General features: G+C 64.5%; 17 protein-coding genes and 1 riboswitch. Of the genes, 10 read left to right on the plus strand and 7 right to left on the minus strand.

Annotation, left to right across the window (positions count from 1 at the left end; translation table 11 throughout):
* Genes C3F42_RS20385 through C3F42_RS20400 form a run of 4 tightly spaced genes read left to right on the plus strand, consistent with a single transcriptional unit; the run spans position 1 to position 4,330 of the window.
* On the plus strand, positions 1 to 1,428 hold the full coding sequence (locus C3F42_RS20385) for a PIG-L deacetylase family protein (RefSeq protein WP_104444818.1): 1,428 nt from the start codon (positions 1 to 3) through the stop codon (positions 1,426 to 1,428).
* Entirely contained in the window at positions 1,425 to 2,387 is a 963-nt protein-coding gene (locus tag C3F42_RS20390) for a glycosyltransferase (protein ID WP_104444819.1), read from the plus strand. Before C3F42_RS20385 ends, C3F42_RS20390 begins: the two co-directional genes overlap by 4 nt.
* Before the next feature lie 25 nt (positions 2,388 to 2,412).
* Positions 2,413 to 3,180, plus strand: coding sequence for a glycosyltransferase family 2 protein (locus tag C3F42_RS20395; RefSeq protein ID WP_104444820.1), 768 nt, complete (start codon positions 2,413 to 2,415; stop codon positions 3,178 to 3,180).
* Entirely contained in the window at positions 3,173 to 4,330 is a 1,158-nt protein-coding gene (locus C3F42_RS20400; RefSeq protein ID WP_104444821.1) for a hypothetical protein, read from the plus strand. The genes C3F42_RS20395 and C3F42_RS20400 overlap by 8 nt, the downstream gene beginning before the upstream one ends.
* A 35-nt stretch (positions 4,331 to 4,365) precedes the next feature.
* On the opposite strand, the gene C3F42_RS20405 is transcribed toward C3F42_RS20400, so the two are convergent.
* Complete coding sequence (locus C3F42_RS20405) at positions 4,366 to 5,004, minus strand: phosphotransferase (RefSeq protein ID WP_104444822.1); 639 nt, start codon at positions 5,002 to 5,004, stop codon at positions 4,366 to 4,368.
* Between the two features lie 110 nt (positions 5,005 to 5,114).
* On the opposite strand from C3F42_RS20405, the gene msbA reads away from it, so the two are divergent.
* Positions 5,115 to 6,917: a lipid A export permease/ATP-binding protein MsbA gene (gene msbA / locus C3F42_RS20410; RefSeq protein ID WP_046853969.1), complete on the plus strand. Its 1,803-nt coding sequence runs from the start codon at positions 5,115 to 5,117 to the stop codon at positions 6,915 to 6,917.
* Positions 6,918 to 7,048: 131 nt separating this feature from the next.
* Positions 7,049 to 8,470 (plus strand): bifunctional D-glycero-beta-D-manno-heptose-7-phosphate kinase/D-glycero-beta-D-manno-heptose 1-phosphate adenylyltransferase HldE, encoded by a 1,422-nt coding sequence (gene hldE, locus C3F42_RS20415; RefSeq protein WP_104444823.1) that lies wholly within the window; start codon positions 7,049 to 7,051, stop codon positions 8,468 to 8,470.
* A 61-nt stretch (positions 8,471 to 8,531) separates the two neighbouring features.
* Here the strand turns inward: hldE and C3F42_RS20420 are convergent, their stop codons facing one another.
* The 4 genes from C3F42_RS20420 to C3F42_RS20435 form a co-directional block, all read right to left on the minus strand.
* Positions 8,532 to 9,500: a metal ABC transporter ATPase gene (locus C3F42_RS20420; protein WP_104444824.1), complete on the minus strand. Its 969-nt coding sequence runs from the start codon at positions 9,498 to 9,500 to the stop codon at positions 8,532 to 8,534.
* Positions 9,501 to 9,537: 37 nt separating this feature from the next.
* Positions 9,538 to 10,350, minus strand: a complete 813-nt coding sequence (locus C3F42_RS20425) for an aldo/keto reductase (protein ID WP_104444825.1) — start codon at positions 10,348 to 10,350, stop codon at positions 9,538 to 9,540.
* Complete coding sequence (locus C3F42_RS20430) at positions 10,347 to 11,522, minus strand: FAD-binding oxidoreductase (RefSeq protein ID WP_104444826.1); 1,176 nt, start codon at positions 11,520 to 11,522, stop codon at positions 10,347 to 10,349. The genes C3F42_RS20425 and C3F42_RS20430 overlap by 4 nt, the downstream gene beginning before the upstream one ends.
* Before the next feature lie 117 nt (positions 11,523 to 11,639).
* Complete coding sequence (locus C3F42_RS20435; RefSeq protein ID WP_023632892.1) at positions 11,640 to 11,972, minus strand: multidrug efflux SMR transporter; 333 nt, start codon at positions 11,970 to 11,972, stop codon at positions 11,640 to 11,642.
* Positions 11,973 to 12,063: 91 nt separating this feature from the next.
* On the opposite strand from C3F42_RS20435, the gene C3F42_RS20440 reads away from it, so the two are divergent.
* A complete protein-coding gene (locus tag C3F42_RS20440; protein ID WP_094012388.1) occupies positions 12,064 to 12,954 on the plus strand; it encodes a LysR family transcriptional regulator in 891 nt (296 codons plus the stop codon).
* A 38-nt stretch (positions 12,955 to 12,992) separates the two neighbouring features.
* On the plus strand, positions 12,993 to 14,264 hold the full coding sequence (waaA, locus tag C3F42_RS20445; RefSeq protein ID WP_104444827.1) for a lipid IV(A) 3-deoxy-D-manno-octulosonic acid transferase: 1,272 nt from the start codon (positions 12,993 to 12,995) through the stop codon (positions 14,262 to 14,264).
* A gap of 77 nt (positions 14,265 to 14,341) precedes the next feature.
* Here the strand turns inward: waaA and C3F42_RS20450 are convergent, their stop codons facing one another.
* Positions 14,342 to 15,775: a TolC family outer membrane protein gene (locus C3F42_RS20450; RefSeq protein WP_023632667.1), complete on the minus strand. Its 1,434-nt coding sequence runs from the start codon at positions 15,773 to 15,775 to the stop codon at positions 14,342 to 14,344.
* Positions 15,776 to 15,933: 158 nt separating this feature from the next.
* A riboswitch (TPP riboswitch) is annotated at positions 15,934 to 16,040 on the plus strand.
* 157 nt (positions 16,041 to 16,197) lie between these two features.
* On the opposite strand from C3F42_RS20450, the gene thiC reads away from it, so the two are divergent.
* Positions 16,198 to 18,078 carry a phosphomethylpyrimidine synthase ThiC gene (gene thiC / locus C3F42_RS20455; RefSeq protein WP_094012374.1) on the plus strand — a complete coding sequence of 627 codons (1,881 nt, stop codon included), beginning with the start codon at positions 16,198 to 16,200 and terminating at the stop codon, positions 18,076 to 18,078.
* Positions 18,079 to 18,214: 136 nt separating this feature from the next.
* Complete coding sequence (gene cytX / locus C3F42_RS20460) at positions 18,215 to 19,498, plus strand: putative hydroxymethylpyrimidine transporter CytX (RefSeq protein WP_038706900.1); 1,284 nt, start codon at positions 18,215 to 18,217, stop codon at positions 19,496 to 19,498.
* On the opposite strand, the gene C3F42_RS20465 is transcribed toward cytX, so the two are convergent.
* Complete coding sequence (locus tag C3F42_RS20465) at positions 19,467 to 20,213, minus strand: RsiV family protein (RefSeq protein WP_023630806.1); 747 nt, start codon at positions 20,211 to 20,213, stop codon at positions 19,467 to 19,469. The two genes, cytX and C3F42_RS20465, sit on opposite strands and share 32 nt — an antisense overlap.
* Between the last annotated feature and the right edge of the window lie 45 nt (positions 20,214 to 20,258).

Here is a 20,258-nt window from a genome sequence, read left to right on the forward strand (position 1 = left end):
ATGAGCGCCAACAAGCAGCAACTGCTCAAACGCCATCGCAAGCGCAAGCGGGTGATCCTGCTGGTGTTGCTTGTCGCGCTGTTGCTGACGGCGCTGTGGGCATGGTGGTTGCCGCCTGTCCTCGCGCTGGTGTTGTGGGTGGCCCATGAGGCCTGGTTCTCCGACCACCTGTTCTACGTGCCCGGCAGCGACTACCAGTACGACTTGCAGGCCAGCGAGCGTCATGCACTGCACGGCCTTGGCGGGGTGCTTGCGTTGCCGAAAGATTGCCAACTGGACGGTAACGAGACCCTGTTGCTGCGGGTGAATCTGCGCGCCGGTTGGTTGGGGCGCCTGCTCGACCCGGCGGTACGCATCGAAGGTGGCGTCGCCGATTGCCAGACCTTCGAGCGTGGTGTCCGCGGTGTGCGCTACCTGAACCTGGGGGGACAGGCAGAGGCGCTGGGCGCCGGACGGCTGCGCCTGAGTGGCCGGCACTGCCGCGTGGCGCCGGAGATGGAGTTGCTGGTGTTGCGTCACACCGACTACCTGGCCGGCTCGCTGATGGTCATCGCACCCCATGCCGACGATGCCGAGCTTGCGGCATTCGCCGCTTATGCCCAGGCTAAAAGCAGCTGGATCGTGACCCTGACCGCAGGTGAGATCGAGAACGCGTATTATCGCGAAACCTTTGGCCTTGACCTGGTAGAGGCGGCACGGCTCAAGGGCGAGTTGCGCAGTTGGGACAGCATCGCCGTGCCCCGCTGGGCCGGGGTGCCTTCCCAGCAGTGCGTGCAGTTGGGTTATTTCTGCATGCAACTGCCGGCCATGCAGGCCGAGCCCGAGACACCTGTCGCATCGCGCGAGGCCGACCTGGCCGACACCCGGCCATTCCGCCGTTTCAACGAAGTCGCACTGCGCAGCGATGCCGATGGCCGGCCGACCTGGCACAACATGGTCCAGGACCTGCGCGAGCTCATCGAGCGTGCGCGCCCGGCAACCATCGTGATGCCGCACCCGACACTCGACCCCCACCCGGACCACGTGTGCGCCCATGACGCCTTGCAGCAAGCGTTGCAAGGGGCGAGTTGGCAACCGCAAAACTTGCTGTTGTACGCCAATCACCTGCACGACAATGATCGCTGGCCGATGGGCGATGCCGGTACCGGGGTGCCTTTGCCACCGTTCTTCGATGCGGGCCTGCCCATGCGCCCCTGGGTGCTTGGGGTTGGCGAGCAGCAGCAGAGGCAAAAGGCCATCGCTTTGGGTATGATGCACGACCTGCAGCCTGCGGCTCCATTCAAACGCAGGGTTCGTCGCTTCCTGCAGCGCTGCCTGGCCGGCCGGCGCTGGCCGGCATTCGGTGACAATGAATTCTTCCGCAAGGCCGTACGGCGCCACGAATTACTGTGGGTCGGTACAGTGATCGACAAGAGAGAGCCACGGTGAAAGTCCTGTTCCTGGTCCAGAAAGAGCAACGCGCCATCCTGGACCGTCTTTACGAAGGCATTGCGGCCGACTGTGAGTGCGACATACGTTGGCTCACCGGTGACGAGCAGGCTGATCTGCGCGGCTACTTCCATCGCCATGTGCAAATCGATCAGTACGACCGCATCCTGTTTTTCCTGCGGTTCAAGAAAGAAATCCGCCAGGCGCGTTTCATCCGCACCATCCCGAATCTGGTGATCCTCGAGCACGATGCCTATCAGAACTACATCCCGTGCAAGTACACCGGCAAGTTCAGCGAGTACTATCGCCAGCTGCCGTGGGCACGGGTCATCACTTCAGGTGCGGTGGTTACCCGTCGCTTACGTGATGAAGGCTTCGATGCGGTATTCGTACCCAAGGGCTACGACCAGGCGCTGCTGCGCAACGAGAATCGCGAGCGCGACATCGAGTTGGCATTCGTAGGCAGTCTGCGTAGCGTGGCCTACTCCGGGCGCAAGCAGATGCTCGAGTCGATCGCGGCGGTAGAGAACCTGCTGATCACCCGCACCAAGTCGGGCGAGGAGTACAGCCAGACTCTCAGTCGCATCCGCTTCTTCGTCAGTGCCGACGTCGGCATGGGCGAGTACATGATCAAGAACTTCGAAGCCATGGCCTGTGGTTGTGTCCTGTTCGCCTATGACCAGGGCGAGGAGGAGAACCAGGCACTGGGCTTCGTAGACATGCACAACATCGTGCTCTACCGCGACCTTGAACAACTACGCGAGAAGCTCGCCCAGCTGCGTGCCGACCTGGCCCTGGCCGAGCGTATCTCGCGCAACGGCCAGCAACTGGCCGAGCAGCGTTATACCTTTCACGCGCTTGGGCAGGCGATCACCGAGGCCATGCGTGCGCCGCTGCGCCCGGCCGCGAAACCCGGCCTGCTGACGCGTGTGCTGCTGGCCCTCGGCCTGTCGCGTTAGCTCCCACACACACATCGAGGAAGCCATGATCTTCAGTGAAAACAGCGAGATCACACTGGTGGTGACCAGCTGTGGTCGTTTTGAACTGCTTAAGCGCACTCTCCAGAGTTTCGATCTCTACAACACGGCACCTATCCGGGAAGTGTTCATCACCGAGGACTCCGGTGACGAAGCGGTACGTGGTTGCATTCCCGAGCATTGGCGCGAGCACACCACCTTCATCGTCAACAACCCCAAGCTCGGGCAGTTGCGCTCGGTGGATGCCGCCTACTCGCAGATCAAGACGTTCTGGGTGTTCCACTGCGAGGATGACTGGGCTTTCTATCGCCCGGGTTTCGTCGAGGAGTCCCAGGCGCTGCTGGAGGCCGACCCGCAAGCCTTGCAGGTCTGGCTGCGCAGCTTCAACCATGACTTGCAGGTGCACAGCCCCTACGTGTTCCTGGAGCCGCGTCAGGTGTTGCAGGGTATTGCCTTCCACAAGCTGGGCTCGCAAAAGACGGAATGGCAGGGGTTCTCGTTCAACCCCGGCCTGCGCAGGCTCGCCGACTACCAGGCGCATGCGCCGTACGCCGCGCATTCGGGCGAGAAGAGCCTGTCGCGGCTCTACGCCGAGCGTGACCGTTACGCGCTGATCCTGGAAAACGACGCGGTGCTGCACACAGGGTTCGGCGAGCATGTGGAAATGCCGGAAGAAAAAATCAAGAAGGTACGACGCAAGCGCATGGATCGCATCCGCTTGTTGGGTGTGCTGGTCATCGGACTATTGCTTGGATGGGTGTTGAAGGATGTTTGAAGGGATTGACCGAGACAACAGCAGGAGTCGTCGCTATTTCACTGCGGCGTTGATCGCTTTCCTGGCCAGCTTTGTGCTGATGGACTCGTCGAAATGGACGAACAACATTTTCTACGCGTTCATCGCGTTGCCGGGTCTGGTGTTCCTGATCAAGGAGCGAGGCGTCGGGCTGCTACACGACAAACTTGGGCTGGCCTGGCTGGTGTTCCTGCTGTGGTTCCTGGTGCCAGCGGTAATCGCCGGTGAGGGCCAGTTCTACAAGCACATCGCCTACGTGACGCTGTTCGTCTTCACCGTCGCGGGGCTGACAAACCAGCGTTTCCTGCGCTCCGAGATGTTTGCCCGGGTGCTGTTCTGGGCCATTTGTCTGTATGTCTTCGGCTATGCGGCATATGCCTACCTGACGGGCGTCCACGTCTTGGGCGAGCGGGTCGACCTGATGCCGGCGCGCATGCAGAACGTCATCTACACCAGCATCTGGCTGCTCTGTGCCCTGGCGCTGGCCATGCCGGGCTGGCTGCACCGTCGTCGCTGGTTCGAAGCTTTTTGCGCGGTGGTGCTGTCGGTGGTGGCTGTCACCTTCGTGATGCAGACACGTACCGCGATGGTCGGTGCAGTGTTCCTGTTCGCTGTCTGGGCGTGCTGGGCCTTGTGGCGCTTCCCGCGGGTGGCCGGGCCGTGGCTCGCCGTGTTCGCGGTACTCGGTGTGGTGGTCCTGTGGTTGGTCAAGGACGCGGCTTGGTTCCACTCGCTTTTCGAGCGTGGCGATTCCTATCGCAGCGAGTTGTTCCATGTGATGGTTGGTGAATGGGAGAACTGTGGCTGGATGGTTGGCTGCGGTATCGAGTTCCATACCGACAAGTTGCTGAGCGGAACCATGCCGATCCAGCATCCGCACAACATTTTCGTTGCCCTGGGCCTCTATACCGGCGGCGTCTCGCTTGTGCTGTTCCTGGTGATCGTCGCCATGACCCTGGTCCAGGCTGTGCGTTTGCGCGACCCGTGGGGCATGTACCTGGCCTGTGCCTTGGTCATGCTCAACTTCGACGGTAGCAAGCTGATTGGTAACCCCGACGAGCTATGGCCGCTGGTCCTGCTGCCAGCAGCCATGGTACTTGGCCGTGGGTTGCAGCAGCGACGTTTGCGCTGATGATGACGATGGCCGCCTTCGGCGGCCATCTTCGTTCAGGCCAGTGCGCTGGCCAGGTCCTGGCGACGGCAGACCTGCTGGCTGGCCAGGTAGGCCTCGATGAACAGGTTGTCGCGGTCACCCAGCAACCATTCCCGATCTTGCCGATACCGCAGCATGTGGCGGAAGTTGCGCTGACGTTGTGAGCGGCGAAGTGGCTTGCGGTACATTCGCAGGTCGGCGACATCGATCAACCCCAGCTTGCCTTCGGGCGTCAGTACCACGTTGCCCAGATGCGCGGAGCGGAAGTACACGCCTGACTCATGCAGCGTCGCGATGAACTGCCCGAGCTGGTCGCGCAGCTCGGGATGCTCGCCGGGCTGGTCCAGTAGCTGACGCAGCGTAAGCCCTGGGAGCGGGTCGTAATGCACGGCATCGCGGGCGATCTCGGCGATACGATACACCGCCTTGACCTGTGGGCAGGGGATGCCGCGCGCGGCCAGGGCCTCGCAGTTGTCGGCGAAGCGTCGGGCATAGGGATACCAGGCCGCGGAGGTGATCAGGCGCTTGCGCCGGAACAGCTTGAGCATCGTGCCGTCGCGCAGGCGCAGGACCTTGTCGCCAGTGCCGTCGGCTTCGAGGACATGAGCGCCCTCGCGCAGGGCAAGGTAGCGGGCGTGGTCAAGTGCGTGCATCTAGCCTCCAGGGCCATGGGTTCGGGACAGCCGCCTATCTTACCTGCAGCGCGCGGTGCGAGACACCGCGTGTGTTATAATCCCGACTCTTTTTGACCCGACGGATTCTCATGACAGTTCCCGAATCGTCTTCGCCTGCGAGCCTGAAGATCTACCTGCGCCTGCTGGGCTACGTCAAACCTTATATTGGCATCTTCCTGCTGAGCATCGTCGGTTTCGTGATCTTCGCATCGACCCAACCGATGCTGGCCGGGATCCTCAAGTATTTCGTCGACGGCCTGAGCAACCCCCAGGCCGTGTTGTTCCCCAGCGTGCCTTACCTGCGCGACCTGCAGTTGCTGCAGGCGGTGCCGCTGCTGATCATCCTGATCGCCGCCTGGCAGGGCCTGGGCTCGTTCCTGGGCAACTACTACCTGTCCAAGGTGTCGTTGTGTCTGGTTCACGACCTACGGGTCGAGTTGTTCAACAAGCTGCTGGTGCTGCCCAACCGCTACTTCGACAACCACAACTCCGGGCATCTGATTTCGCGCATCACCTTCAACGTGACCATGGTTACCGGCGCGGCCACCGATGCCATCAAGGTGGTCATCCGTGAAGGCCTGACAGTGGTGTTCCTGTTCGCCTACTTGCTGTGGATGAACTGGAAACTGACCTTGGTGATGGTGGCGATCCTGCCGCTGATCGCGGTAATGGTGAGCACCGCCAGCAAGAAATTCCGCAAGCAGAGCAAGAAGATCCAGGTGGCCATGGGCGATGTCACGCATGTGGCCTCCGAGACCATCCAGGGCTATCGCGTGGTGCGCAGCTTCGGTGGCGAAAGCTACGAAGAGCGTCGCTTCAACGCCGCCAGCCAGAGCAACACCGACAAGCAGCTGCGCATGACCAAGACCGGCGCGCTGTACACGCCGTTGCTGCAACTGGTGATCTACACCGCCATGGCCACGCTGATGTTCCTGGTGCTGTTCCTGCGCGGCGAGGCGTCGGCCGGTGATCTGGTGGCCTACATCACGGCGGCTGGGTTGCTGCCCAAGCCAATTCGCCAGCTCTCGGAAGTCAGCTCGACCATTCAGAAGGGCCTTGCCGGTGCCGAAAGCATCTTCGAGCAGTTGGACGAGAAGCCGGAGGTCGATGCCGGCACCGTCGAGAAGGAGCGGGTCGACGGGCGCCTCGAAGTGCGCAACCTCAGCTTCACCTACCCCGGCACCGAGCGTCAGGTGCTCAGCGACATCAGCTTCACCGCCGAGCCTGGGCAGATGATCGCCCTGGTCGGGCGGTCCGGCAGCGGCAAGTCGACGCTGGCGGCGCTGATTCCGCGGTTCTATCACCACACGGAAGGGCAGATCCTGCTCGACGGCGTGGAAATCGAACAGTACCGCCTGCGCAACCTGCGTCGCCATGTGTCCCAGGTGACCCAGCACGTCACCCTGTTCAACGACACGGTGGCCAACAACATCGCCTACGGTGACCTGGCCGGCGCCCCCCGGGCGGATATCGAGGCCGCCGCCGCCGATGCCTACGCCAAGGAGTTCGTCGACCAGTTGCCCAAGGGCTTTGATACCGAGGTCGGCGAGAACGGCGTGCTGCTCTCCGGAGGCCAGCGCCAGCGTCTGGCGATTGCGCGGGCGTTGCTGAAAAACGCGCCACTGCTGATTCTCGACGAGGCGACCTCGGCCCTGGATACCGAGTCCGAGCGTCACATCCAGGCGGCGCTGGACCACGTGATGGAAGGTCGCACCACCCTGGTGATCGCCCACCGCCTGTCGACCATCGAGAAAGCCGACCTGATTCTGGTAATGGATCAAGGCCGTCTGGTGGAGCGTGGCACCCACGCCGAACTGCTCCAGGCCAATGGCCATTATGCCCGCCTGCACGCCATGGGCCTGGACGAAGCGGAAAAGGCCGATATCACCTGATCGGCCGTAGGGTGGGGCCCGCGCGGCCCCGCCAGTCAATCGATACAGCATTGCCGCGGTTGGCCGTAAAGCCCTGCGCAACCCTGTGCTAATATCCTGCCCCTGTTCACTTTTCCAATGATGGGTTGCCCATGAAGTTGTCCATGCCGCGTTTCGATCAAGCCCCGGTATTGGTGGTCGGCGATGTCATGCTCGACCGCTACTGGCATGGCGGTACTTCGCGTATCTCGCCTGAAGCGCCGGTGCCAGTGGTCAAGGTCGATCAGATCGAGGACCGTCCCGGCGGCGCCGCCAACGTGGCTTTGAACATCGCCGCGCTCGGGGCCCCGGCCGCGTTGGTCGGTGTTACTGGCCAGGATGAGGCTGCCGACAGCCTGTCCAACAGCCTGCAGGCCGCCGGCGTGCGCTCGATCTTCCAGCGCATCGCCCATCAGCCGACCATCGTCAAGCTGCGTGTCATGAGCCGCCACCAGCAGTTGCTGCGCATCGATTTCGAAGAGCCCTTCGCCACCGACCCGCTATCGCTGGGGGCGGAAGTGGATGCCTTGCTCGAAGGGGTCAAGGTGCTTGTGCTGTCCGACTACGGCAAGGGCGCGCTGAAGAATCACCAGTCGTTGATCCAGGCTGCGCGCAGCAAGGGCATCCCGGTGCTGGCCGACCCAAAGGGCAAGGATTTCTCGATCTACCGCGGCGCCAGCCTGATCACCCCGAACCTCAGCGAGTTCGAGACCATCGTCGGCCGTTGCGCCGACGAAGCCGAGCTTGTTGCCAAGGGGCTGAAGCTGCTCGAAGAGCTGGACCTGGGCGCGCTGCTGGTGACCCGTGGCGAGCACGGCATGACCTTGCTGCGCATCGGCCATCCGGCGCTGCACCTGCCGGCCCGAGCCCGTGAGGTGTTCGATGTCACCGGTGCCGGCGATACGGTGATTTCCACTCTCGCCGCGGCCATTGCCGCGGGCGAAGACCTGCCGCACGCGGTCGCCCTGGCCAACCTGGCTGCCGGCATCGTGGTCGGCAAGCTGGGCACCGCCGCGATCAGCGCACCCGAACTGCGCCGGGCGATCCAACGCGAGGAAGGCTCCGAGCGCGGTGTGTTGGGCTTGGAGCAGTTGCTGCTGGCCATCGACGACGCCCGGGCGCACAACGAGAAAATCGTCTTCACCAATGGCTGTTTCGATATCCTGCACGCGGGCCACGTGACCTATCTGGAGCAGGCGCGTGCCCAGGGTGATCGCCTGATCGTCGCCATCAACGACGATGCCTCGGTCAGCCGCCTGAAAGGCCCGGGTCGTCCGATCAACAGCGTCGATCGACGCATGGCCGTACTCGCCGGGCTCGGTGCGGTGGACTGGGTTATCAGCTTCCCCGAGGATACTCCCGAGAACCTGTTGCGCCAGGTCAAGCCAGATGTGCTGGTCAAGGGCGGCGACTACGGTATCGACCAGGTTGTCGGCGCCGACATCGTCAAGGCCTATGGTGGCACGGTGAAGGTGCTCGGCCTGGTGGAGAACAGCTCGACCACGGCGATCGTCGAGAAGATCCGCAAGCACTGAGACAGTGCTTGCGCGGGACAAGCCCGCTGCCATGATAGGTGGGGGCGGGCTTGTCCCGTGTTCATTTGTGCAGTGTGTCCCGGGCCCGCTCCAACAACGCCCGAGCCTTGTTACTGAAGCGCTCAAAGTGCGAGGCCGGTTCGCGCTTGTGCTCGGCCAGGCCTTGTTGCTTCAACCAATCCTTCCAGCGGACCCGCTCTTCGCGCACCACCCAGCCCTCCTGCTGCGCAAAGCTCTCGGCCAACCATAGGCCGCGCGTGCTTGCCGGCAGCAACTCGTCCTTTCTAAGGGTGAACAGCTCGGCCACGGGGCAGCCATCTTTCAACGGCATCAGGTAAAGGTCTGGGCGCTTGCGGTCAAGCCGAGCCACCAGTTGGTCGCCTTCGAGCCGCTCGTCGACATGGAACAGGCTCAGTGACTTGGCCTCCCTGGGCACTTGCAGTCGCAGGTCGTAGATCAGCTGTAACGATGCGGTAGGCAGGTGCACGTAGGCCCGTGGCCGCTCCATTAGCGTCAGCCTGGCGGAGTGCACCGGGCGGGCGGCACCAGACTCGGGCGAGAGCACGAACGGCAGCGCCTCGCGATAGTGCAGGGCGGCGGCATAAGGCGCCGGCAGCCAGGTGTCGTTGAAGCGCCCGCCAAGCCAGCCCTCGGGGGTTTCCAGCAGGCACTCCTCGGCCACTTCCTGGATCGCCGTGTGCAGCGGCAGGTTCAGCTCGTGGGCCGGGACATAGCCGGAAATCAGCTTGAGCACCACATCGCCACGGTCCTGTCGGCGTTGGCGCACCAGCACCCAGTAGTCGCGGCCTTGCCAGTTCAGGGTGAGGCGCACTGACACGCCAAGGTTGGCCAGCTCCGCCACGAAGTGTTCGGGGTTGGCGACCTGGATGGCCTTGCGTCGCTGCAGGGTCTGGGCGAAGTTCAGCGGCATGCCGATGCTCTGGTAGGTCAGGCCATCGGGCGTGGCTTCGACGTGCAGCGGCAGGGTCTTGAAGTTGCTCGGATTCTTGCGGATCAGCGTACGCGGCACGAGGCTCCTCCTTGCGTTGGGCCCCCGTCTGGGCGGCTCAGGGCCGGCCCAGGATGCGGGCGACGGTGGCCACGTTGTGGGCCAGGTGTACCGGGTTGATGGTGCCGACGATGGCACTGCACACGCCGGGGTGGGCGAACAGCAACTCGAAACTGGCTTGCACCGGGTCGACCCCCGGCGCCAGGCAGATATGGCCGCTGGCCAGGGCCTTTTTCACCAGGATGGCCTTGCCGTGTTCGGCAGCGTAGTCGAGCACGGGCCGCTCCGCCTGCTCGTTGAGGTTGTAGGTGACCATGGCGCAATCACCTTGTTCCAAGGCCTTCAGGCCTCCCGCGGCAGTCTTGCCGGAGAATCCGTAGCCGAGGATCTTGCCTTCGCGCTTGAGCGCGGCGAGGGTTTCGTACACCCCCTCCTGCTCGAGAATCGCCAGGTCGTTGCCATCGGAATGCACCAGTACCAGCTCGATACGGTCGGTTTCCAGGCGCTTGAGGCTGCGCTCCACCGAGCGACGGGTGTGGGCGGCGCTGAAATCGAAATGCGACTGGCCGTCCTCGAACTCCTCACCGACCTTGCTGACGATGACCCATTGGTCGCGCTGGCCGCGCAGCAACGGGCCGAGCCGCTCCTCGCTGCGGCCATAGGCCGGGGCGGTGTCGATCAGGTTGATGCCCAGCTCGCGGGCTTGCGCGAGCAAGAGATGCGCGGCCTGGTCATCGGGAATGGTGAAACCATTGGGGTACTTGACGCCTTGGTCGCGGCCCAACTTGACCGTGCCCAGGCCCAGTGGCGATACCCGCAGGCCGGTGCTGCCCAAGGGACGGTGGTGATCGTGCAGGGTCGGCAGGCTCATGGCAGCAGTTGCTCCCAGGCTGGCAGCGCCAGCGGCGGGCGCGGCAGGTCGGCAAGATCAGGCTGGCTCGTCGCGCGCACGCCGTCGCGCTCGAAGCTGGCCAGCACGCGATCGGCAAAGTCCGGCGCCAGGGCCAGCTTGGTCGGCCAGCCGACCAGCAGGCGCTGCTGGTCGGCAAGGAAGGCGTTGTCCGGGCGTACCAGGCCCGATTGCGCGGGCTCGGCGCGATCGACGCGCAGGGTGGCCCAGCGCACCAGGCTTTGGTCGACCCAAGGCAACAGGCTGGCGATTTCCTTCTGCGCCGCGGCGATTTGTGCGGCGGGCTCACGGGCAACACCGTCGGCCTCGGCGATATCGCCACCCAGGTACCACACCCATTGGCCATCGGCGGCCGGATGGGTGGTCACGGTGATGCGTGGCTTGGGGCCACCGCCCAGGCAGTGGGCATACAGGGGCTTGAGGTTGGGCCCCTTGGCCAGGACCATGTGCAGCGGTCGGCGTTGCATGGCTGGTTGGTCCAGCCCCAGAGCGTGCAGCAGGTCTGCGGTGCCTCCGCCGGCGCTGAGGACGATGCGCTGGGCGCGGATCTCGCGGCCATCGACCACCAGGCCGGCCAGCTCTTCACCGTCGCGCAGTGGTTCGATTCGCTCGCCGGCCAGCAAGCTGTCACCCGCCAATTGCGCGAGGTTGGCCAGCAAGCTGGGTACGTCGATGACCAGTTCGGCCAGGCGGTAGACCTTGCCCTTGAACGCACGATCCTGCAGGGCCGGCGGCAGTTGCTCGCCCTTGACCTGGTCGACCCGGCCGCGCACGGCCTTGCTGGCGAAGAAACTGGTGAGGTTGCCGGCCAGGGTGCCGGGGGACCAGAGGTAATGGGCCTCGGACAGCAGGCGGGTGGCGCTCAGGTTCAGCTCGCCGTTGCCGGCCAGCGCTTCGCGCCAGCGCCGCGGCATGTCGGCGATGGCCTCGGAGGCGCCGGTCAGCGCCCCGTGCAGGGCGTACTTGGTGCCGCCGTGGATGATGCCCTGCGACTTGATGGTCTGCTCGCCACCGAGGCTGGCGCGTTCCACCAGTACCGTCGAGTAGCCCAGGCGGCGCAGCCGGGCATTGAGCCAGAGGCCTGCGACCCCGGCGCCGACGATCAGCACGTCAGTGGTAATGGCGGATGGCATGCGGGCACCTCGAAAACTGGGACAGGTGCGCAGTATACAGGCTGTGGCGTCGTGCTGACCCCTGTGGGAGCCGGCTTGCCGGCGATAGGGCCGCGCAGCGGCCCCATGGGCTCAGGCTCAGTGCCCTGCGGTATTGGAAAACACCTGGATCACCACCACCCCGCCGACGATCATGGCCATGCCCAGCATCGCCGGCACATCCAGCTTCTGTCCATAGATAACCAGCGCGGCGACGCTGATCAGGACGATCCCCAGCCCCGACCAGATTGCATAGGCAATCCCCACCGGAATGCTGCGCACCACCAGGGTGAGCATCCAGAACGCCACGCCGTAGCCGCACACCATCAGCAGCAGCGGCAGAGGCGTGCTCAGCCCCTTGACCGCTTTCATGGAAGCAGTGGCGATGACTTCGGCACAGATGGCGATGGCGAGATAGGTGTAGGCGTTCATGGTGCGGGTCCTCCGGTACTGGATGGGCATTCTAGAGGATCCAAGGATGCGGTAAAGTCATTACCTATCTGATATGGAGATAGGTTGAATGATGACCGAGCACTGGAACCTGGAACAGTTGCGTCTTTTCGTGCGGGCGGCGGAGCTGCGTTCGTTTTCCGCAGTGGCCCGTGAGCAGCACAAGGCGCAGTCGGCGGTGAGCAACGCCATCGCCCTGCTCGAGACGGACCTGGGCGTGACGCTGTTCGAGCGCAGCAGCGGCCGCCAGCCACGCCTTACCGAAAGCGGCACCGCGCTGCTGGAGGACGCCCGCGAGCTGTTGCGCCAGTGCGAGCGTCTGGACGGTCGGGCACTTGCGCTGATGCGTGGCCAGGAAGCGCTGCTGCGGGTGGCCCAAGACGAAGCCATGCCCTATCAGCCGGTGATCGACAGCCTCGACGAGTTGGCGGCGCGCTATCCCTACCTGGAGGTGCAGCTGGCCAGCGGTGCCCAGGGCGATGTGGCGCGCAAGCTGGTGGAGCGGCGCGCCGACCTGGGGTTGTTCTTCCACCACGAAAGCATTCCCGCCTCGCTGGAGAGAAGGGCCCTGGGCAGCGTCGAGATGGTCACGGTATGCGCCATCGACCATCCCTTGGCGAACCTGGCCAAGGTCAGCCGCCAGCAGTTGGCCCGCCATCGCCAGCTGCTGATCACGCCGCAGCAGAGCGGCTACCCCGGCGGCGAGGCGATCAGTCCACAGGTCTGGCGTGCCGACAGCTTCTATGCCATGGCCGAATTGCTGATGCGCGGCCTGGGCTGGGCCTGGCTGCCGCGTCATGTGGTGCAGTACCCCACTTACCAGGCGCAGATGGTCGAGCTGGACAGCGAATGGCGCCCGCCGGCGCTGGTGGCGGAGCTGGCCTGGCGCCGCGACGAGCCCTTGGGCCCTGCGGCGCAGTGGCTGGCCGAGCGCTTCGCCGTGCACCTGCGGGCCATTGGCTGACAGGCCTTTTCATCCAGTTCCTAGTAAACTCCGCCGCCATGAACAGAACCCTCTATACCCTGCTTTTCCATCTGGGCCTGCCGCTGGTCGCGCTGCGCCTGTTCCTGCGCGGGCGCAAGGCGCCGGCCTACCGTGCGCGTATCGCCGAGCGCTTCGCTTGTGGCCTGCGACCCATGCGCCAGGGCGGTATCTGGGTGCATGCGGTTTCGGTGGGCGAGAGCATCGCCGCCGCGCCATTGGTCCGGGCGCTGCTCAAGCAGTATCCGGACCTGCCGATCACGCTGACCTGCATGACCCCGACCGGCTCCGAGCGTATCCGTGCGATGTTCGACGGCGAGCCACGGGTGCAGCACTGTTACCTGCCGTACGACCTGCCATGGGCGGCGGGGCGTTTTCTCGACCATGTGTGTCCGCGCCTGGGCATCATCATGGAAACCGAGCTGTGGCCCAACCATATCCATCAGTGCGCCAGGCGCGGTATTCCGGTGGCGTTGGCCAATGCGCGGCTGTCCGAACGCTCGGCCCGAGGCTATGCGCGCTTCGCTGGTCTGACCCGGCCGATGCTCGAGGAGATGAGCCTGATTGCGGTACAGACCGAAACCGAGGCCGAGCGTTTCCGCTCGCTCGGTGCGCGCCAGGCGTGCGTGCAGGTGACCGGCTCAATCAAGTTCGACCTGAAGGTCGACGGCCAGTTGATGCCTCGCGCCCGGCAGTTGCGCGAGCAGTGGGGGGCCAGTCAGCGCCCGGTATGGATCGCCGCCAGTACCCACGATGGTGAGGATGGGTTGATCCTCGAAGCCCACCGGCAACTGCTGAGCGTGCACAGCGATGCACTGTTGGTGTTGGTGCCGCGCCATCCCGAGCGTTTCGCGGCGGTACATGAACTGTGCGGCGGCCAGTTCTCCACGGTGCGTCGTTCGACAGGCGATGCCGTGACGGCGCAGACCCAGGTGTTGCTCGGCGACACCATGGGTGAATTGCTGTTCCTGTACGCCCTGGCCGATATCGCCTTCGTCGGTGGCAGCCTGGTCCCCACGGGCGGGCACAACCCGTTGGAGCCGGCGGCGCTGGCGCTGCCGGTGCTCATGGGGCCGCATGTGTTCAACTTCCTCGAAATCAGCGCGATGCTGCGCGAGGCGGGGGCGTTGCAGCAGGTGGACGATGCCGAGGGCCTGGCCGCGGCGGTGCGTCGCTTGGTCGAGCTGCCGCAGGATGCGCGGCGCATGGGCGAGGCGGGCAGGGCGGTGATGCAGGCCAATCAGGGGGCGTTGCAGCGGTTGCTCGATGGGCTGGCGCGGCTTCTGAGTTGATGATGAACCTGTAGGCGCGGTTGTTGTGGGAGCGAGCTTGCCCCCACGAAGCCCGCCCTACAGGTAGTGTGTTGCCTTCAAGGCCGGCGTTCGAAGTTTTTCGCCGCCGCTGCTGCCAGGTCCGGTGGCAGGAAATCCTTGTCCGGGTTGTAGTCGGCCTTCAGGTACCGTCCCAGGTCCTGCAGGTCCTGCGGGCTCAGGGTGCCGGCCGCCTGCTTGAGACGCAGGTTGTCGAGGATGTAGTCGTAGCGGCTGTTGTTGTAGTCGCGCACCGAGGTGTACAGCTGGCGCTGCGCGTCGAGCACGTCGACGATGTTGCGGGTGCCGACCTGGTAGCCGATCTCGGTGGCTTCCAGGGCGCTCTGGTTGGAGATGATCGACTGCTTGCGCGCCTGGACCTGTTCCACGTCGGTGTTCACCGCGCGGTGCAGGTTACGGGTGTTCTCCACCACTTGTCGGCGCAGGCTTTCGCGTTGCTGCTCGCTCTGGGTCAGGCGCGCATAGGCCTCGCGTACCTGGGAGCTGGTCAACCCGCCGCTGTAGATCGGAATGTTCAGTTGCAGGCCGACGCTGGTCTGCTCCACGTCGCCGCCGTAGCGCACGCCGTTCTGCGAAGGGTTGGTGAACCCGAGGTTGTCGTTGTCGCCCTTCTGGTACTTGGCCACGGCATCCAGGGTTGGCGCATGGCCGGCCTTGCGCTGGCGCACGGTCTCTTCGGCGGCCGCCACGGCATGGTTGGTGGCCTGCAGGTTGAGGTTCTGCCGCCCGGCGGTCTCGACCCAGGCCTTGGCGTCATTGGGCGTCGGCACCTGCACGGGCAGGGTGTGGACCACGCCCTGGATCGCACTGTATTGGCGGTTGGTCAGGGTGATCAGGGCCTCGAAGGCATCCTGCACCTGGCGCTCGGCGATGATCCGGTTGGCCCGGGCCGTGTCGTAGCTGGCCTGGGACTGGAGCACATCGGTCTTGTCCGAAAGGCCGACATCGAAGCGTTCGTTGGACTGGTCGAGCTGGCGCTTGAAGGCCGCCTCTTCGGCCTTGGTCGAGGCCAGGTTGTCCTGGGCGCGCAACACCGCGAAGTAGTTCTCGGCGCTCTGCAGGATCAGGTTCTGCTCGGTGGCCGACAGTTCCAGCGCGGCCTGCTCGTTGACCGCTTCGGCAGCCTGCAGCTGGAACCAGCGGTCGGCGCGGAAGATCGGCTGCGCCAGGGTGGCGCTCCAGGCATTGCCGCTACGGTTGGAGGTGATCGACGGCTCGTCGAGCTTGGTGCGGGTATTCATCATCTCGGCGCCAGCCGAAAGGTTGGGCAGCAAGCCGGCGCGGGCCTGGGGCACCACCTCGCGGCGGGCGCCGTAGTCGGCGCGGGCGGCGGCCAGGTCGGCATTGTTGTCCACCGCTTCCTGGTAAACGCTGACCAGGTCGGTCTTCACCGTCGTGGGCGTATCTACTGCCCAGGCCACTCCGTTGGACGCACAAGACACGGCAATCGCCAGTGAGAGTTTGCGCAGCATAGGGCAATCCTTGATCAAGATGTATTTACTGTACTGTCGGGTACCGAGCACGCCAGTGTAGTGCCGCGCGCCGCCCTCAACAATCCGTCACGTGTGCCATTTATCACGCCAGGGATTTACCCGCTTGGCTTTGCCAACCACTCCAGTCTAGACTGCGCAGGTTCTTGTCGGGGTGCCTTGATGCAAAGGCTGAGATCGCAAAGTTGCGGATCCCGTTGAACCTGATCAGGTTAGCGCCTGCGTAGGGAACAAGATTGCTCTCATGTCCCGGGAGCCTCTTGTGCCAGGTCCGGGATCGCCACAGCTGCTTGCAGCCCACGGCACCCCTTGTCCGGCACTGCACCCGTCAACACGGGTGCGTCCGCGCCTTTCAGGTTCACCCCGACATTCCGCCCGCTAGGAAGCTGTCTGGAGAGCCTGTGATGAGCAAACAAGAAAAAACGATCAGTCTGAGCGAGTCGGCCCAAGTCGACCAACAGTCCGTGCAACCGCTGCCCAATTCGCGCAAGGTCTATGTCGAAGGTTCGCGCCCCGACATCCGTGTGCCCATGCGCGAGATCAGCCTGCATGACACCCCCACCGACTTCGGCGGCGAAAAAAACGCCCCGGTGCTGGTGTATGACACTTCCGGCCCGTACACCGACCCTAACGTCATCATCGACGTGCGCAAGGGCCTGGGCGATGTGCGCTCGGCCTGGATCGACGCCCGTGGCGATACCGAGCGCCTCGAAGGCCTGAGCTCGAACTTCGGCCAGCAGCGCCTGAACGACGCTGAGCTGGCCAAGCTGCGCTTCGCCCACGTGCGCAACCCGCGCCGGGCCAAGGCTGGCGCCAACGTTTCGCAGATGCACTACGCGCGTCAGGGCATCATCACCGCCGAGATGGAATACGTCGCCATCCGTGAGAACATGAAACTGCAGGAAGCTCGCGCCGCCGGCCTGCTCAGCCAACAGCACGCGGGGCACAGCTTCGGTGCAAATATCCCGAAAGAGATCACCCCCGAGTTCGTTCGCGAGGAGATCGCCCGCGGTCGTGCGATCATCCCGGCCAACATCAACCACACCGAGCTGGAGCCGATGATCATCGGCCGCAACTTCCTGGTGAAGATCAACGGCAACATCGGCAACAGCGCCCTGGGTTCCTCCATCGAGGAAGAAGTGGCCAAGCTGACCTGGGGCATCCGCTGGGGTTCGGACACGGTCATGGACCTGTCCACCGGCAAGCACATCCATGAGACCCGCGAGTGGATCATCCGCAACTCGCCGGTGCCGATCGGTACCGTGCCGATCTACCAGGCCCTGGAAAAGGTCAACGGCGTTGCCGAAGACCTGACCTGGGAGCTGTTCCGCGACACCCTGATCGAACAGGCCGAGCAGGGTGTGGACTACTTCACCATCCATGCCGGCGTCTTGCTGCGCTATGTGCCGCTGACCGCCAAGCGCGTCACCGGCATCGTCAGCCGTGGCGGCTCGATCATGGCCAAGTGGTGCCTGGCGCACCACAAGGAAAACTTCCTGTACACGCACTTCGACGAGATCTGCGAAATCATGAAGGCCTATGACGTCAGCTTCTCGCTGGGCGACGGCCTGCGTCCGGGCTCGATCGCCGACGCCAACGACGCCGCGCAGTTCGGTGAGCTGGAAACCCTTGGCGAGCTGACCAAGATCGCCTGGAAGCACGACGTGCAGTGCATGATCGAAGGCCCCGGCCATGTGCCTATGCAGTTGATCAAGGAGAACATGGACAAGCAGCTCGAATGCTGCGACGAGGCGCCGTTCTACACTCTAGGCCCGCTGACCACCGATATCGCTCCGGGCTACGACCACATCACCTCCGGCATCGGCGCGGCGATGATCGGCTGGTTCGGCTGCGCCATGCTCTGCTACGTCACGCCCAAGGAGCACCTGGGCCTGCCGAACAAGGACGACGTCAAGACCGGGATCATCACCTACAAGATCGCCGCCCATGCCGCCGACCTTGCCAAGGGCCACCCGGGCGCGCAGATCCGTGACAACGCGCTGTCCAAGGCGCGCTTCGAGTTCCGTTGGGAAGACCAGTTCAACCTCGGCCTGGACCCGGACACCGCCCGTGCGTTCCACGACGAGACGCTGCCCAAGGAGTCGGCCAAGGTCGCGCACTTCTGCTCGATGTGCGGGCCGAAGTTCTGCTCGATGAAGATCACCCAGGAAGTGCGTGAGTACGCGGCCAAGATCGAGACCGTGGACGTGACAGTCGAACAGGGCATGCGCGAGCAGGCCGAGCGGTTCCGCCAGGAAGGCAGCCAGTTGTACCAGAAAGTCTGAGTAGCAGACCCAGGCGGTGCGCGATGCGCACCGCATCGCTGGCAAGCCAGCTCCCACAGAGACTGTGATGCGGCCCCTGTGGGAGCTGGCTTGCCAGCGATGGGTTCACCCCAACTCTTCCGTCGAGCGCCCGAGCATGACCACTCCCAGCCACTTCTCTCCCGACCACCCGGTACCCTCCCACCATCGCCAGTTCGGCGCCCGCGACCTGTTCTCGCTGTGGTTTTCCCTTGGCATCGGCCTGATGGTCCTGCAGGTCGGCGGCCTGCTGGCGCCGGGGCTGGGTCTGGCGGGCTCGATCCTGGCGATCACCCTGGGCACGGCGGTAGGGGTATTGCTGCTGGCGGCGGTGGGGGTGATCGGTAGCGATACCGGCCTGTCGGCCATGGCGACCTTGCGCCTCACGCTCGGTAGCCATGGCGCGCGCCTGCCGGCCTTGCTCAACCTGCTGCAACTGGTGGGCTGGGGTTCGTTCGAGATCATCGTCATGCGTGATGCCGCCAGCCTGCTGGGCGCACGCGCGTTCGGCGAGGGCAGCGGCTGGAGCAGCCCGCTGCTGTGGACCTTGTGCTTTGGCGCCCTGGCCACTCTGCTGGCGGTCAGCGGGCCGCTGGCGTTCGTGCGCAAGGTCTTGCGCAAGTGGGGGATCTGGCTGCTGCTGGGCGCCTGCGCGTGGTTGACCTGGAACCTGTTCGCCAAGGCCGACCTGGCCGATCTGTGGCGACGCCCTGGGGATGGTTCGTTGTCCCTGGCCCTGGGTTTCGACATCGTGATCGCCATGCCGCTGTCTTGGCTGCCGCTGATCGCCGACTATTCACGCTTTGGCCAGCGCGCCATCCGCGTGTTCGGAGGTACCGCGCTGGGCTTCTTCATCGGCAATGCCTGGCTCATGAGTCTGGGCGTGGCCTACACCTTGGCGTTCGCGCCCAGCGGCGAGGTGAATGCCCTGCTGTTGGCACTGGCCGGCGCCGGGCTGGGGATCCCGCTGCTGCTGATCCTGCTGGACGAGACGGAGAACGCCTTTGCCGATATCCACTCGGCGGCGGTGTCCACCGGCCTGCTGGTGAAAATGAAGGTCGAGCACCTGGCCCTGGCGATTGGCGTGCTGTGCACGCTGATCGCCTTGCTGGCGCCGCTGGGCCAGTACCAGAACTTCCTGTTGCTGATCGGCTCGGTGTTCGCGCCCTTGTTCGGCGTGGTGCTGGTGGATCACTTTGTGCTTCGCCGCCGTCGCCTGCCGGCGATGGTCGAGGGTTTGCACTGGCAGGCGCTGCTGGCCTGGGGCGCGGGAGTGGCGGCCTATCACCTGATGGCCAGCCAGGCGCCGGAGCTGGGGGCGACCCTGCCGGCACTGTTGCTGGCAGGGGTACTGCATTTGCTGCTATCGCTCAGCCGCGGCCGGGAAACAGCTCGGGCTTGATCACGCCATTGAGGCGCGGGTAGGGGATCTTCAGCTCGACGTGGCCCATGGAGTAGGGCGCGATGGAGTAGACCTCGTACTTGATCACCACCGCGCCGTAGGTCAGGGCGATGTGCGGGGACTGCTTGAACGGCCAGGTCTTGACGAACTCGGGGTCCTTGTCCATGCCGGTGCTGATCAGCCAGGCGCGGTGGGACTCCTCGGCGGTCTTCCAGAAGGTCGCCTCCTGGCCGGGCACCAGCATGTCGTCCAGGGTCAGTACCTTGTCCAGCTTGCGTGAATAGTTGATGAAGCCGCGCCCAGGCATGCCGTGGGCACCGCCGCTGTCGAGGTAGCTGGACAGCTCGACGATCACCAGCCCGTCATGCTGCTCGCGTACCTTGGCCTGCAGATAGGTGCTGTTGCGCTTGTCGGCGCGAGCGAGGTACTGCTGCTCATAGGCTTGCAGCGAGGCTGGCGGGGTGCCGCGCTGGTTGTCCTCGGTCAGCATCAGCAGGCGTTTCTCGACAATGTCGTCAAGTTTGGGCAGGGCTGGGAAGTGCACGACGTCAATGTTGACCAGCGGGCAGTCGCTTTCGCTGCAGCCGGGTTTGACGTGCTCCCAGGCCTCGCGCTTTACCTCGAGCGGGGCCCGGTAGTTGGGCGTGAACAGGCTCTGGCAGGCGCCGAGCGCCAGTGCCAGGACGGCCACGGAAGTCAGTTTGACAAGCGTCATGTTGCCTCTTTCACAACGGTGATGATCGGCCTTGGACCGCCTGCG

Origin of the sequence: Pseudomonas sp. PONIH3, assembly GCF_002934345.1 — a bacterium.
Lineage (GTDB): Bacteria > Pseudomonadota > Gammaproteobacteria > Pseudomonadales > Pseudomonadaceae > Aquipseudomonas > Aquipseudomonas soli.

Excerpts from the sequence above, each read along its gene's own strand:
- C3F42_RS20440 (WP_094012388.1), top strand. The coding sequence starts at position 12,064 with ATGACCGAGCACTGGAACCTGGAACAGTTGCGTCTTTTCGTGCGGGCG.
- C3F42_RS20465 (WP_023630806.1), bottom strand. The coding sequence starts at position 20,213 with ATGACGCTTGTCAAACTGACTTCCGTGGCCGTCCTGGCACTGGCGCTC.
- cytX (WP_038706900.1), top strand. The coding sequence starts at position 18,215 with ATGACCACTCCCAGCCACTTCTCTCCCGACCACCCGGTACCCTCCCAC.
- C3F42_RS20395 (WP_104444820.1), top strand. The coding sequence starts at position 2,413 with ATGATCTTCAGTGAAAACAGCGAGATCACACTGGTGGTGACCAGCTGT.
- C3F42_RS20385 (WP_104444818.1), top strand. The coding sequence starts at position 1 with ATGAGCGCCAACAAGCAGCAACTGCTCAAACGCCATCGCAAGCGCAAG.
- thiC (WP_094012374.1), top strand. The coding sequence starts at position 16,198 with ATGAGCAAACAAGAAAAAACGATCAGTCTGAGCGAGTCGGCCCAAGTC.
- C3F42_RS20435 (WP_023632892.1), bottom strand. The coding sequence starts at position 11,972 with ATGAACGCCTACACCTATCTCGCCATCGCCATCTGTGCCGAAGTCATC.
- hldE (WP_104444823.1), top strand. The coding sequence starts at position 7,049 with ATGAAGTTGTCCATGCCGCGTTTCGATCAAGCCCCGGTATTGGTGGTC.
- msbA (WP_046853969.1), top strand. The coding sequence starts at position 5,115 with ATGACAGTTCCCGAATCGTCTTCGCCTGCGAGCCTGAAGATCTACCTG.
- waaA (WP_104444827.1), top strand. The coding sequence starts at position 12,993 with ATGAACAGAACCCTCTATACCCTGCTTTTCCATCTGGGCCTGCCGCTG.
- C3F42_RS20425 (WP_104444825.1), bottom strand. The coding sequence starts at position 10,350 with ATGAGCCTGCCGACCCTGCACGATCACCACCGTCCCTTGGGCAGCACC.
- C3F42_RS20430 (WP_104444826.1), bottom strand. The coding sequence starts at position 11,522 with ATGCCATCCGCCATTACCACTGACGTGCTGATCGTCGGCGCCGGGGTC.
- C3F42_RS20450 (WP_023632667.1), bottom strand. The coding sequence starts at position 15,775 with ATGCTGCGCAAACTCTCACTGGCGATTGCCGTGTCTTGTGCGTCCAAC.
- C3F42_RS20405 (WP_104444822.1), bottom strand. The coding sequence starts at position 5,004 with ATGCACGCACTTGACCACGCCCGCTACCTTGCCCTGCGCGAGGGCGCT.
- C3F42_RS20400 (WP_104444821.1), top strand. The coding sequence starts at position 3,173 with ATGTTTGAAGGGATTGACCGAGACAACAGCAGGAGTCGTCGCTATTTC.